Source organism: Lysinibacillus sp. NPDC093210 (assembly GCF_044753985.1).
Taxonomy (GTDB): Bacteria; Bacillota; Bacilli; order Bacillales_A; family Planococcaceae; genus Lysinibacillus.
In genome coordinates, this window is the sequence record NZ_JBIVOE010000014.1 from 13,309 (window position 1) to 28,058 (window position 14,750).

At 38.9% G+C, this 14,750-nt stretch carries 12 protein-coding genes; 4 read left to right on the forward strand and 8 right to left on the reverse strand.

Translation table 11 applies throughout. The features are described from left to right. The first annotated feature begins 11 nt into the window (after positions 1 to 11). On the forward strand, positions 12 to 1,307 hold the full coding sequence (locus ACIP9C_RS21885; RefSeq protein WP_401014609.1) for an ammonium transporter: 1,296 nt from the start codon (positions 12 to 14) through the stop codon (positions 1,305 to 1,307). Between the two features lie 113 nt (positions 1,308 to 1,420). Here ACIP9C_RS21885 and ACIP9C_RS21890 read toward each other — a convergent pair whose 3' ends face one another. Next, entirely contained in the window at positions 1,421 to 1,921 is a 501-nt protein-coding gene (locus tag ACIP9C_RS21890; protein WP_401014612.1) for a methylated-DNA--[protein]-cysteine S-methyltransferase, read from the reverse strand. A gap of 117 nt (positions 1,922 to 2,038) precedes the next feature. Between ACIP9C_RS21890 and ACIP9C_RS21895 the strand changes: the two genes are divergently transcribed. The 3 genes from ACIP9C_RS21895 (at position 2,039) to ACIP9C_RS21905 (ending at position 4,569) form a co-directional block, all read left to right on the forward strand. Further along, positions 2,039 to 2,770, forward strand: coding sequence for an ABC transporter ATP-binding protein (locus tag ACIP9C_RS21895; protein WP_401014615.1), 732 nt, complete (start codon positions 2,039 to 2,041; stop codon positions 2,768 to 2,770). Next, a complete protein-coding gene (locus tag ACIP9C_RS21900; protein WP_401014618.1) occupies positions 2,767 to 3,519 on the forward strand; it encodes an ABC transporter permease in 753 nt (250 codons plus the stop codon). Before ACIP9C_RS21895 ends, ACIP9C_RS21900 begins: the two co-directional genes overlap by 4 nt. Positions 3,520 to 3,594: 75 nt before the next feature. Then, a complete protein-coding gene (locus tag ACIP9C_RS21905) occupies positions 3,595 to 4,569 on the forward strand; it encodes a proline dehydrogenase family protein (protein ID WP_401014621.1) in 975 nt (324 codons plus the stop codon). 238 nt (positions 4,570 to 4,807) lie between these two features. On the opposite strand, the gene ACIP9C_RS21910 is transcribed toward ACIP9C_RS21905, so the two are convergent. The 7 genes from ACIP9C_RS21910 to ACIP9C_RS21940 all read right to left on the reverse strand — a co-directional run bounded on the left by ACIP9C_RS21910 (position 4,808) and on the right by ACIP9C_RS21940 (position 14,731). After that, positions 4,808 to 5,524, reverse strand: coding sequence for a 3-ketoacyl-ACP reductase (locus ACIP9C_RS21910; protein ID WP_401014624.1), 717 nt, complete (start codon positions 5,522 to 5,524; stop codon positions 4,808 to 4,810). Between the two features lie 86 nt (positions 5,525 to 5,610). Next, positions 5,611 to 6,216 carry a response regulator gene (locus ACIP9C_RS21915; protein WP_401014627.1) on the reverse strand — a complete coding sequence of 202 codons (606 nt, stop codon included), beginning with the start codon at positions 6,214 to 6,216 and terminating at the stop codon, positions 5,611 to 5,613. A gap of 15 nt (positions 6,217 to 6,231) precedes the next feature. Beyond that, a complete protein-coding gene (locus tag ACIP9C_RS21920) occupies positions 6,232 to 7,377 on the reverse strand; it encodes a sensor histidine kinase (protein ID WP_483869677.1) in 1,146 nt (381 codons plus the stop codon). Between the two features lie 148 nt (positions 7,378 to 7,525). After that, complete coding sequence (gene desA, locus ACIP9C_RS21925) at positions 7,526 to 8,557, reverse strand: Delta(5) desaturase DesA (protein WP_401014630.1); 1,032 nt, start codon at positions 8,555 to 8,557, stop codon at positions 7,526 to 7,528. A gap of 175 nt (positions 8,558 to 8,732) precedes the next feature. After that, complete coding sequence (locus ACIP9C_RS21930) at positions 8,733 to 9,233, reverse strand: GNAT family N-acetyltransferase (protein ID WP_401014784.1); 501 nt, start codon at positions 9,231 to 9,233, stop codon at positions 8,733 to 8,735. A 226-nt stretch (positions 9,234 to 9,459) separates the two neighbouring features. Further along, a complete protein-coding gene (metH, locus tag ACIP9C_RS21935; RefSeq protein ID WP_401014633.1) occupies positions 9,460 to 12,891 on the reverse strand; it encodes a methionine synthase in 3,432 nt (1,143 codons plus the stop codon). Beyond that, positions 12,884 to 14,731: a bifunctional homocysteine S-methyltransferase/methylenetetrahydrofolate reductase gene (locus tag ACIP9C_RS21940; RefSeq protein ID WP_401014636.1), complete on the reverse strand. Its 1,848-nt coding sequence runs from the start codon at positions 14,729 to 14,731 to the stop codon at positions 12,884 to 12,886. Before ACIP9C_RS21940 ends, metH begins: the two co-directional genes overlap by 8 nt. Positions 14,732 to 14,750 lie beyond the last annotated feature (19 nt).

A 14,750-nucleotide genomic window follows, 5' to 3' on the forward strand; every position in this document is an offset into this window, starting at 1 on the left:
GGGAGATAGCTATGGATGACGTTATATTATCTGTAAATTTAGTTTGGGTTATGCTTGGTACAATTTTAGTTTTCTTCATGCATGCAGGATTTGCAATGGTTGAAGCAGGTTTCACACGTTCTAAAAATGCCGTAAACATTATTATGAAAAACTTCTTAACTATATCACTTGGAGGAATTGTTTATTTTCTATGTGGCTATGCAATAATGTTTGGCGACACAGCTGGGGGCATCTTCGGAACAAGTGGATTCGCTTTAAACGGTGTGGATGACCTCTCCTTCTTTATTTTCCAAACGATGTTTGCTGCAACAGGTGCGACTATCTTATCTGGTGCTGTAGCAGAACGAACAAATATTTTTGCTTATATCGGTGTAATTATACTTATGACATTACTTGTTTATCCTGTAGTTGGACATTGGATTTGGAGCGGTCAAGGCTGGTTAACTGATTTAGGCTTTATCGATTTTGCCGGTTCTACAGTTGTCCATTTAACAGGTGCTGTAGCTGCCTTTGTAGCAGCAATAATGATTGGACCACGTCTAGGTAAATACGAAAATGGCCGCGTTAACGTTATTACTGGTCATAGTATTCCACTTGGCGCATTAGGCGTGTTTCTATTGTGGTTCGGCTGGTTCGGTTTTAATGGTGCCTCTACGTTAGCTGCAGATCCTACCCTCGTACCAAAGGTAATTGCCAATACATTTTTCGCAGCATCTGCAGGCGTTGTTGCTACTGCATTTTATACAAAATTCCGCTATGGTCACATTGATGGCTCACTAACTCTCAACGGTGCGTTAGCAGGGCTCGTAGGTATTACAGCCGGTGCAGCGAACGTCAGCATTATCGGTTCACTCATTATTGGTTTAATTGTAGCACCCTTATTAGTAGAAGGTGTCCGCTTTATTGAATGGAAATTAAAAGTAGATGATCCTGTAGGCGCAATTGCAGTTCATGGTATTTGTGGAATTTGGGGCACACTTGCGGTTGGGCTATTTGATATTAGCGGTCAAGGGCTATTCTACGGTGGTGGCCTAAGTTTGCTAGGCATTCAAGCAATAGGTGTAATTGCGACAATCGCTTGGGTTGGCGTTTCAGTCTCAGCGGGTCTATTTATCATTAAAGCATTTGTCCCTTTACGTGTCTCAGTAGAAGAAGAAATCACAGGGCTAGATGTTATCGAACATGGTACACCAGCTTATGAATATCAAGAAGTTTTTAAAAGCTCTGCTATAAATGGTGAAACATTTGCACACCGTTTAACTCACTTTGGTAAAACCCAAACGAGTGTCACAGAAGAACATGTCTAGAAATTAAAATCATTGCACCTATAAAGCAATTACAAAAATCTGCTGGATGTCCCTAGTGAAGTTATGGGAATCCAGTAGATTCTTTTTTTGTTACAGCACACGTTAAATATTTATTAAGCTCTTTCTATTTCAAGTAAAAATTCTTTCATTGTTAGCCCACTACGGAAACCTGTTAGCTTGCCGTTTTTTCCGATGACACGATGACAAGGAATAATTGCCAATATAGGATTGGCCCCTATTGCACTACCTACTGCTCTTACCGCCTTTGGATTACCAATTCGCTCTGCAATTGCAGAATACGTTGTCGTCGTTCCATACGGTAGCTCTTTCAACGCATCCCATACAGCTAGCTGAAATGATGTTCCTTTCACATGTATAGGTAAATTAAATTCAGTAAGCTCTCTATTAAAGTAAGCTGTTAATTGCTCAACATAAGGCATTAATTGCGCTTTATTTTCTTCAAAACTGTAGCCCTTAAACGTCTTTTGAGCCCATTTTTCAACTTCCTCAAACGATGTATTCGGTGTACCTATATATACTAGACCTTCATCTGAAGCAATAATATACATGTCACCCTGTACGTATGTTAGTGTATCTACATATAAAACATTCATTATTCCATTCCCCTAACTCGATTAGAAGTTTACTACAAAAAATGTAAAATACCTGTAGCATCGAATCATTTCATGCTACAGTTATTTTACCTATAACCCTAAAGGAGTTTCAACTACATGACTAAGTTATTTGAGCCCGCAATTCACCTTCAACAAGTGAGTTTTTCAGTGAGCGATAAGTCCATTTTAAAATCGATTACTGGGTCATTCCCAAAAGGAAAAATTACAACACTTGTTGGTCCATCCGGTGCTGGGAAAACAACCTTACTGAAAATGTGCAACGGACTACTATCGCCAACAGAGGGTAGTATATTAATTGACAACCAGGCAATTACAACCTATGAGCCTACTACTTTAAGAAAACATGTAGGAATTGCCCTTCAAGCAGCACCTATGATAGATGGAAACGTATTGGACAATTTAGCACTTCCACTCGTTTTACAAGGACAAAATCTCACACAGCAAGATGCATTACGCTATTTACTGGACGTTGGTCTTGATGAAAGTTTTTTACATCGCTCCATCAATAAGTTATCTGGTGGGCAACGTCAAAAGGTCTCAATTGCGCGCACCCTAATCAACCAATCTTCTATATTATTGTTAGATGAAATCACTTCTGCATTAGATCGTCAATCCGCACAAGATATCGAAACACTCATTGTGAAATTAAACAAAAAATATAATGTCACAATAATCTGGATTACACATAATTTACAGCAAGCATTAACGATTGGACATTATACATGGGTCATGATGGGAGGAGAGCTGATTGAAACAGGAGAAAGCTCATTATTAAAAGCTCCAAGTAATCCGAGAGTCTCTGAATTTGTACAGGGGGTAAACTCATGACTTATACATCGCTTTCGCTGACATTAATTTTCGTATTAATTCCACTAATACTTTCAAAAACGTTTAAACTAGGACTTGAAAAAGACACAGTTATTGCAACGATTCGTTCTATTATTCAATTACTTGCAGTCGGCTATATTTTAAAATTCGTCTTTGAAGCTGGAAGTTTTATTTATATATTTCTAATGGTAGCATTAATGATTTTAGTTGCAGCGCTAAATGCTCGTAAAAACGGTAAAGGGATTAAGGGAATCACTTGGAAAATAGTGATTACGCTTGTTGTGGTGGAAATTGTCACACAAGGTGTTTTACTTGGTTTCGGCATTGTCCCTACAACTGCACAGTATATTATTCCCATTAGTGGAATGTTAATTGGGAACACAATGGTATTATCTATTTTATTTTTAAATCGTTTCACTGCAGAAATTACAAGTCACCAAAATGAAATCGAACTCATTTTATCTCTAGGAGGCACACCTAAACAGGCCATTCATCGCCAACTAATCAATGCCATTAAAGCAAGCATGATTCCAACCATTGAAAGCCAAAAAACTATCGGACTTGTACAATTACCAGGTATGATGAGCGGTCAAATTATCGGTGGTGCAGACCCTATACAAGCAGTTCAATTTCAACTTTTAATAATTTTCGCGCTATTAACAACCGCAACATTATCGAGCATAATGATAGGCTTTTTAAGCTATCCTGTGCTTTTTAACGAAAGGTTACAGATGTTGGAAATGAAATAATTGTTTTCGTGATATCATGACATTCTCTATAAATATGTTATACTAGTAAGAAAAATGCAGTGAGGAGAATGACCCATGTTATTACGCGATTTTTTCATCCAATTATCTGAAAACCAACTATTAAATAGTGCTGCTAAAAAATACGGCTTAAAATTAGGTGCCCAAAGTGTGGTAGCTGGTACAAATATAGAAGAAACGATTGCAAGCATCAAAGAATTAAACGCACATAATATCTCTTGCACAGTGGATAATCTAGGGGAATTTGTTGCGAATGAAGAAGAAGCTACAAAAGCTAAGGATCAAATCCTCGCTGTCATTGAAGCTATTCATGAAAACGATGTTGATGCACATATTTCATTAAAGCCTTCTCAATTAGGCTTAGACATTGATGTTGATTTTTGCTACGACAATTTATATGAGATTGTAGAAAAAGCAGCAGCCTATGATATTTTTGTAAACTTTGATATGGAAAATTACGGCCGTCTACAAACATCATTTGATATGGTAGAAGAGCTTTCAAAAACATTCAATAATGTCGGCACTGTTATTCAATCGTACTTTTACCGAGCAAAAGACGATCTTGAGAAATTTAAAAACTACCGTTTACGTATCGTAAAAGGTGCTTATAAAGAGCCTGTCGAAGTAGCCTTCCAAGATAAGCTAGATATCGATTTAAACTATATCGAACTGATTGAATATCATTTATTACACGGTAAATTTACATCGATTGCTACACATGACCATAACGTCATTGCACACGTGAAGCGCTTTGTTGCTGATAACAATATTCCATTTGATAAATTTGAATTCCAAATGTTATACGGCTTCCGTACAGATATGCAAAAAGAACTTGCGAAAGAAGGCTATAACTTCTGCGTCTACGTTCCATTCGGCGAAGATTGGTACGGATACTTCATGCGTCGCTTAGCAGAGCGTCCTCAAAATCTTAACCTTGTGACAAAACAAGTATTTACAAAGAAAACGAATACGGTTCTTGCTGTAGCAGCTGGTGCATTCGTTCTTGGTCGCTTAACAAAGCGCAAAAAATAATAAAAAGACGGTTACAATAAATTAAATTTAGCAGATAATACTAGTTGATGATAGCGAAGGCGGTGGCTCCTGCGGGACCGCACGCAGCGTAAGCCGCGCGTTAGCGAGGGTTGCGGCTTACGTGTGTGCTCGCGGAAAGCATCCGCTGTAGCGGACATCAACGGCATAGCAAAAAAAGTGTTAGATTGATGGCAGTCAATCTAACACTTTTTCTCTTTTTCTGTTGAACATCTACTTTTTAAGGGTTTGTTGACCATAGACCTGCATGTTTTAAAACAACACGTGGATGTAATTTTAATTGGGCTACCATTAAGTCTGCTAAATCTTCTGCCTGCATAACTTTTTCCGGATTGCCATCAGTTAGTTGTAATTCTACTGCCATATCAGTTGCAACAGTACTTGGTGTTAACGTTACAACACGAATATTATGTTTTCGAACTTCTAACATTAATGATTCACTCATGCCAATAACTGCCGCTTTCGATGCACTATATGCACTCGTAATCGGGGCACCTTTTTGACCGGCTGTAGATGAAATATTAATAATATCCCCTGACTCACGTTCAATCATTTCTGGTAGGACCGCACGTGTTGTGTAATAAACACCTTTGACATTTACATCTACAATATTCGTCCAATCTTCAGGTGAAAGTTCTAAAAACTTACCGAATTTCGAAATCCCCGCGTTATTTACTAAAATATCGATTGGGCCTAACTCAGCACGAATACTTTCTACTGCCGTTGTGATGGATTGCAAATTTGCTACATCAGCTGTAGCAATCGCGACTTTCACATCATATGCCTTTAGTTGATTTTCAACTTGTTGTAAATTCTCTAATGTACGACCTACTAGCCCAACGTTGATTCCCTCTTTTGCAAAAGCGATGGCTGTTGCACGGCCAATACCACGACCAGCTCCAGTAATTAAAGCCGTTTTACCAGTAATTGTTTGCATATATCTTGCTCCCTTATGAATAGTGATAGATAAAATCTCTGTTTTTTAGCATACCTATTCGCCAATCAAAAGTACATTCAGAAGACTTACTTATTCCATCCTTTTTCCTTAAAGCGTGCAATTGCCTCAATACGGTTTCCGACGTGAAGCTTCTCTAATATCGTTGAAATATAATTGCGCACAGTCCCCGCCGATAAAAATAACTCTGCTGCAATTTCTTTTGTTGTTTTACCTTCTGCTACAAGTGTTAACACCTGACTTTCACGCTCAGTCAGTGGATTTTCACTATCGTCCTCGTAAACAAAATCAACAAGTTCTGGCGCGTAAATTCTTTTACCATCTACGATTGTCCGAATAGCACTCACCAATTCTTCGATAGGACTATCCTTTAATAAGTAACCTCGGACACCTGCTTTTCTTGCTCGTTCGAAGTAACCAGGTCTAGCAAATGTAGTTAATATGATTACTTTACAGTCTGAGCTCTGCAATTCTTCAGCCGCATCAAGTCCAGTTTTCACTGGCATTTCAATATCCATAATACAAATATCAGGATGATGCTCTTCTACAAGCGCCAATGCTTCCTCACCATTTTTTGCTAAGCCGACGACCTCCATATCTTCCTCCATACTAAGTAAGGAACGAAGTGCGCCTAATAGCATCCCCTGATCTTCAGCAATTACAATTCGTATCAAGCCATAACCCTCTTTCTATAGGTTCTTCAGATTTTCTTTAACTTTTTGATGTGTAATAGTCACCGGTATAGATACCGTTAATGTAGTGCCATTTTCACTTTCTATTTTAAATGAACCATTTATAAACTCTAAGCGTTCGTGCATTCCTTTTAAGCCATTACCAGACTTCAATGCTTGTTTTTTCGTAATACCCTGTCCGTTGTCACGAACAACTAAGTGTACTTCTTTAAAATTCTGATGGAAGGCAATCTCACATTTAGTTGCTCCACTATGCTTTACGATGTTCGTTACCGCTTCCTTTAAACACATAGATAAAACATTCTCCACGAGAGGTGGAACATGTAAGGATTCCTTATCCCCCTCAAAAACAAATTCCATCTCTGCCGCTTTTAAAATTTGAGAAATACGCATAAGCTCGTCTTCAAATCTAGTTGTCCGCATATCTGACACCAATTCTCGTACCTCTTTTAAGGCAATACTAGCTGTTTGACGAATATCCCTAATTTCAATTAAAGCTTGCTGTGGATCACGAGCAATCAGTCTCGAGGCTAAGTCGCTTTTTAAACCAATCATTGACAACTTTTGACCAAGCGTATCATGTAAATCACGTGCAATACGTTGTCGTTCCTCAAAGACAATTAATTCAGCAATTCGTTCATTTGCAGTTTCGAGTTGACCTTCTAAATTTTCACGCTTATTTTTCGAATAAATCGTTAAAGGTAAAAGTACCACTGCCAATATCGTTAGTACGACAAAAGGTAGCTGCGATAAAAATAAATGTAGCTCTACAAAGAAGCCAACTCCTGTAGAAATCACAGTAAAACCGATATGGAGCCCATACATTATGTAAAAGCCAACAGGTCTACGGATATTACCTATGAAAAAGGCAGTAAAAATAGATAAATACACATAACCATACAATATAGTTAAAATAATATTAATGACCATTTCAAAGCTAATCCACATATACACTAGTCCGTTTTTAGCGTTCACAGAAAATCGATAAAAAATAAAATAGAGCATTAAAAAAGTAATCCCAATTGATATTTCAATGTACGATGATTTTCTGAATATAAAGAAAAACGGTAGAAAACAAAAAATAACCCATAAATAAACACTGAGCATAGGACTATTCGGAATGATACTATGCCATTTCTTCATCATAATCTCACGCTCTTTCCTACTTTTCCCTACATTATAACAAGAAAAGAATATTTGCGCCTTCCCTTGCTATCCTGTAGCTTTCAAACGGACATATCCTTATTTATATAAAACAGCCATCCCAAAAGAGATGGCTGACTGTATTCTACTAAGCAGCAATACTGCCTTTCGCTTTTCGTTTTATAATTTCATTTACATCTTTAAAAGTTACAAATTTGCCAAGATCTTCATCGTATAATTTATAGCGTAAAGATTCTAAGCTTGTACGCAATGTAATTGTAGTAGCAGAGTGCAATGGCGGCGTTTCATTATGTGCTTTTTCAAGATTATAGTTCGGTACACGCGGTGCTAAATGGTGCACGTGGTGGAAGCCGATATTGCCTGTTGCCCATTGTAATAGCTTCGGTAGTTTATAGTATGAACTACCTTCAACAGCAGCTTTTACATAATCCCACTCTGAATCGTGCTCGAAGTAAGAATCCTCGTACGTATGTTGAATATAAAATAACCATATTCCAAGGGAACCAGCGACAAATAAAGTAACACCTTGAACTAATAAAAATGCTTGCCAACCCATAGCGTAAATAAGACCTACACAGATACCTAAAATAATAATATTTGTTACGTAAGTATTCGTGCGTTCCTTTTGTTTCGCATCTTTTCGGTTAAAACGATTCAAAATTAACACCATGTATAACGGTCCTAAGCCAAACATTACAAGTGGATTACGGTAAAAACGATACCATAAACGTTGACCTTTAGTACATTGTAAATATTCCTCTACTGTCATCATATCAATATCACCAATACCACGCTTATCTAAGTTCGAGCTTGTTGCGTGGTGGATTGTATGCTCACGCTTCCATTTTTCATATGGGAATGATGTAATTACCCCAGTTACTAAGCCAACCCAGTCGTTTGCTTTTTTACTTTTGAAAAATGAACCGTGGGTACAATCATGGAAAATGATAAATGTTCTAACGACAAATCCAGCAGAAATAATACTTAAACCTGCAGTTAACCATGGCGAAACATCCACTAACATATAACCAGCGATCCATAGGACAATTAACGGAACAATTGTATTGACCATTTGAAAAATACTTTTACCTGTATCTGATTTCGCAAATGGCGCTACATCTTGGCGCAATTTCTTCGTTTTTTCTTTATCTGTTGCCATTCCCTTTTCCCTCGTTTCCTTTTGCTTATGACCTCATCATAAAACAAGAGTATAACTAGCAACAGACGCAAACATCATGAAAAGTGCATGACATTTGTCATACACATCGACGGTAGCCAAGTAAGATCTTTACTCCCCACCAGGTATTACGTTTTTCCATTAAAGCAAATTCACATTACTTTTTTGGACCAGTTAAATGCAGTTGATAGAAGACTAAATCCAGCCATTCGTCAAATTTATAACCAGCATTTTTTATTGTTCCTGCATATTCAAAGCCTAGCTTCTCATGCGCCTTTATACTTCCAATATTTTCGCCATCAATACCAGCAACTAACGTTTTAACACCTTGCTCCTGTGCAATCTCAATCAACTGATACATTAACTTCGTTGCAATGCCTTTCTTATAATGGTCCTTGTGCACATATACCGAATGCTCCATTGTATACTTATAACCGGGATAAGGACGGAACTGACTGTAATTTGCAAAACCTGCGACTACTCCATTTTCTACAAAGACTAACAACGGATTACCAGTTGCTTTTTGCTCTTGAAACCATTGTTTCTTTTCTTCTAACGATTGTATTTCATACCTATAAACTGCTTTACTTGTTAATATAATGTCATTATAAATAACTAAAACCTCTGGTAAATCTTTTTCTTCCATAAATCGAATCATCATATTCACGTCCTCACCGTAAAAGAAATAGACCCCACCGATAACGGCAGGGCTGTACCTAGTGCAACTATTTTATTTGCCTCGCTACAAAGGGCATATTGGGCTTTGATTGGTCATACGATTACACCATTTCAATATCCGCAACATACCCTTCGTAGACATAGACATTCACTTTATTAAGTTGGCATTAAATCCTTCTCTTTAAAGATAACCTTTTTTATTTATATTACACGTTAAAATATCTTGCATCTGGATGTGCAAAAACAATCGCAGATACGGATGCTTCTGGCTCCATCATAAAGCCTTCTGTTAAATGAACCCCAATGTCCTCCGGCTTTAATAAGCCAAATAATTTTTCTTGGTCTTCCAAGTTCGGGCAGGCAGGATAGCCAAATGAGAAACGTTGCCCTTGGTATTTCGCTGCAAAACGGTCGCGCATTGTGAAATCTGTATTATCAGGGAAGCCCCATTGGTCACGAATTTCTTGATGCATACGCTCTGCAAAGCCTTCTGCAAGCTCAAGAGCTGTTGATTGAAGGGCATGGCTTTCAAGGAATTTTCCTTCCTCTTTTAACTGACGAGCTGTCGCCATAACACCTTGACCAGCAGTTACAACCATCAGTGCAATATAATCCATCTCTCCGCTATCTACTGTTTTCAAGAAATCAGCTAAACACATAAACGGTTCAACCTGCTGACGCGGGAAGGTAAAACGTTCAATTTCCGTTTTACTATCTGACGGATCATAAACGACAACATCATCTCCATCTGCTTGCGCTGGGAAGAACTGATACAAGCCTGAAGGTTTTAATAAGTCACTTTGTAAATAACCATCGACTAGTTGTTTTAGTTCTGTTGCCCGTTCATCCCCCGCATCAAGCAATTGCTGAACTTGTCCTTTCAGCCCTAAGTGATGACCAATCAATGTTCGCATATTCACATATGGATATAAATGTGATACTGAATAATCCTTTTTCACATGACGACGAACATCCGCAGGCAGGAACACAGGCGCATCTTTTACTGTACGTACAGGCTTCACAGTAATTTCTTTCGCAGGTCGCGCTGCACGTTTCTCGTCAGCCTCTAACCGTTTTTGACGTGAGTCTGCTATTTCAGCTAAAAAGTTTTCTCGCGTCTCTGTACCCATTAAAAGATTTACTTGCTCTAGCCCCTGCATCGCATCTTTTGAGTAAATAACAGGACCTTCATATTCGTTTGCAATTTTCGTTTCAGTAAAGCGACGAGACAATGCTGCGCCCCCTACTAATATAGGTACATTAATACCAGCTGCTTTAAAGTCCTGGGCAGTGATAACCATCTGCTGAGCAGATTTAACAAGTAAGCCCGACAGACCGATAAAATCAGGCTTTTCCTTGCGAATAGCCTCGATTAACTGAGATGGCGTTACTTTAATGCCTAAATCAACCACTTTATATCCGTTATTACTTAAAATAATATCTACGAGGTTTTTACCAATATCATGCACATCACCTTTTACAGTGGCAAGCACCATTTTGCCTTTACCCGAGCTGTCCTCATTTTTCTCCATAAATTGCTCAAGATGCGCTACAGCTGCCTTCATAACACCTGCTGATTGTAATACTTCCGCTACGATAAGCTGATTATCATTGAATAAGCGACCAACCTCAGCCATTCCTTCCATCAATGGTCCATTAATAATATCAAGCGGTGCGTCATAAATTTCACGAGCGGCATCAAGATCTTCAATAAGCCCCTCTTTCGTACCTTCTAAAATATAATAAGCTAAGCGTCCTTCCACTGTTTTCGGAATATCTGCTTCAGTTTTCTCTTTCTTTTTATCACGATAAAAATCAGTGAATACCGCCAATGTTTCATCATTTGTATTGAATAATAGGTCATTTGCAAGCTTAATTTCCTCTTCAGGAATCGATGCATAACGCTCTAACTTCTCTGTGTTGACAATCGCGTAATCCAAGCCTGCCTGTGTACAGTGATATAAATAAACAGCATTCAATACTTCACGGCCAACTGGTGGTAAGCCGAAGGAAATATTACTTACTCCGAGAACAGTTAACGTGCGAGGCATTTTTTCTTTTATAAGACGAATGCCCTCGATTGTTTCAAGTGCTGAACCTATATATTGTTCATCCCCTGTACCGACTGGGAACATTAGCGGGTCAAAAATAATATCCTCTGGTGCTAAGCCCCATTTCTCTGTTAATAATTGATAAGAACGCTCGGCAATTTCTAGTTTACGATGGCGATCTACTGCCATCCCTTGCTCATCAATCGTACCGACAACTAAAGAGCCACCATATTTTTTCACTAGTGGCATTACTGCGTCAAAACGTTCTTCCCCATCCTCCAGATTAATCGAGTTGATAATGGCTTTACCTTGTGAAAATTTCAGCGCTTCCTCAATTACTTTTTCATCTGTAGAATCAATTACAAGCGGTACTTTTACTTTTTTAACAACTTCCTGCATAAAGGCACGCATATCCGCTAATTCATCACGATCTGGGTTCGCTAAGCAAATATCTATAACATGTGCCCCATTTTTCACTTGTGCACGTGCGATTTCTGCCGCTTCCTCATATTTACTGTCAATGATTAAATTTTTGAACTTTCGAGAGCCAATAACATTAGTTCGCTCCCCAATAAACAGCGGACGCATCGAATCATCGTATACTAAAGGTTCAATACCTGATACAACATGACCATGTGTGCTTTCAGGTAATTGACGCGGCTTTTCATCCTTCAATACCTCACGAATTGCCGCAATATGTGCTGGTGTTGTTCCACAACAACCGCCAACAATGTTAAGCCAGCCTTTTTCAGCAAAACCTTTTAATTTTTGAGATAAAGATTCTGGTGATTCATGATAGCAACCTTCCTCATCTGGCAAACCAGCATTTGGATAACAGCTAATATAGCCGGTAGAAAGCTCCGCTAACGAACGAATATGATCTGTCATAAACTCTGGACCTGTCGCACAGTTTAAGCCGACAGATAACGGCTTAATATGCTCAATTGATATGTAGAAGGCATCAATCGTTTGCCCTGCTAGCGTTGTGCCCATTGGCTCAATCGTGCCTGAAATCATAACAGGTAGTTCTTTTCCAGTTTCCTCAAACGCACGTGACACTCCCAGTGTCCCCGCTTTTACATTTAGCATATCCTGACTCGTCTCAAGAAGCAGTACGTCTGAACCCGCTTCGATAAGCGCCTTTGCCTGTACATAAAAGTTTTTTTCAAGTTCATCAAAGGTAATACCGCCAGTTACTGATAATGTTTTCGTCGTTGGACCCATTGCTCCGGCAACAAAACGGGGCCACTCTGGAGTAGAAAACTCATCCACTACTTTGCGCGCAATTTCCACCGCACGTTTATTAATTTCTTCTGCCTTAGACCCAAGATTGTATTCATTTAATACGAGAGGTGTACCTCCAAACGTATTTGTACAAATAATATCCGCACCAGCCTCTAAATATTTACGGTGAACCTTTTCAAGCACATCAGGTCTAGTTAATACAAGATTCTCGTTACAACCATCAAGCTCCTCGCCACCAAAATCTTCTGCTGATAAGTTTTCATTTTGAAGCATTGTACCCATTGCGCCATCCAGAATTAATATTCGTTTCTCTAGTTGCTCTTCAATCAAGTGCTTAGCCATCTATACTTACCCCTTTTTTCTGTTCATCCAATTGCTCAATAAATTTCATTAACTCTAGCGTCATATCATAGCGTAAAAACGGTGTAATTAAGTAAATACCATTGAAATACTCTGCAGCTACTTCTACTAACTCTTTAGCAATTGCAATCCCTTCTAATGTTGAACGTTCCTTATCTTCGCCACATGCCTTCATGCGTGACAGTGCATCGTCAGATAGTTTGATACCTGGTACTTCATGGTGTAAAAACTCAGCGCTCTTATAGCTCGTTACTGGCATAATACCAATATAAATTGGTGCTTCTAAATGCTTTGTTGCCTCATAAATTTCAATGATTTTTTCTGTCGAATAAACTGGTTGAGAAATAAAGTAATCCGCACCATGCTCTATCTTTTTCTCTAGTCGAGTCACTGCTCGGTCTAGTACACGTACATTCGGGTTAAATGCTGCCGCTACAGAGAAGTTTGCCTTTTTACGAAGTGGCTTTCCAGAAAATGAAATACCTTCATTTAACTGTTTAATCAGCTGGATTAGTTCCATAGAAGATACATCATAAACGCTTGTGGCACCCGGGAAGTCACCTACCTTAGTCGGATCTCCAGTAACCGCTAAAATATCATGAATGCCAAGTGCATTTAAACCCATCAAATGCGACTGTAATCCAATTAAATTACGATCACGGCACGTTATATGCGTTAACGGTCGGACACCGTGCGTTTCCTTCAATAACGCCCCCATTGCCACATTACTAATGCGGGGCGATGCGAGTGAATTATCTGCCATCATCACTACATCAGCGCCTGCTTCATATAATTTTTTCGCCCCTTGAATAAAGCCATCAATTTCTAAATGTCTCGGTGTGTCTAACTCCACAATAACCGAACGCTCGCGCTTTACCTTCTCATGCAATGGCTCATACGTCGCAGGCTCTGCTTCACGTACAACCTGTACTTTTTCAGGCTTGGCAAACTTCTCTTCAATAGGCGTTAACTCTTCTAAATATTTTTTCGCTGCTGCTATGTGCTTTGGTGTTGTTCCACAGCAACCACCGATTAAACGAACACCTTGGTCAACTAGTGCAACTGCGGCACGACCAAAATAATCTGCTTCTGACTCATATACGACACGCCCATCCTCTAAATCTAGCAAGGATGCATTGGGATATGCAGACATAAATGCTTTTTCAGGAAGCTCAACTCCTTCAAATGCTTGAATTGTATGATGCGGCCCTAAACGACAATTTACGCCTACTACATCTGCACCAAGCGCTTCTAGCTCGTGCAATGCCTGATTTAATGCAATTCCATTTTGTAACACGCCTGGTTCATGCATCGACACCTGCGCAATAATTGGTAGCTTTGTTTTGGCACGTAACATTTTCAACGTTGCGCTTAACTCTTCGAAATCATAATACGTTTCAAGTAAAAGGCCATCTGGATTGCCTGCAAGTAACACATTTGCTTGCTCTTCGACTGTCGATAAAATGTCCTCTAACGTTGCATCACTTTTACGAATACCACGAATGCCTCCAATTGTGCCTAACACAAATTGTCCGCCATCTGCTGCGGCACGTTTCGCAATCGTGATTGCCGCTTCATTAAACTGCTGAACTCGCGATTCTAAACCATAGCGTGCTAATTTAATAGCATTAGCACCGTAAGTATTTGTCTGAATCACATCTGCACCAGCAGCAATATATTCTTTATGGATTTTTTCAATTAACTTCGGTCTCTGTACATTCATTTCTTCATGGCAGTACTCCAAGCCGTAGCCATATAATACAGTACCAATGGCACCATCTGCAGTTAATACATGTGTTTTTAACTTTTCTAGCAATCCCATAAAACGTAACCCTCACTTT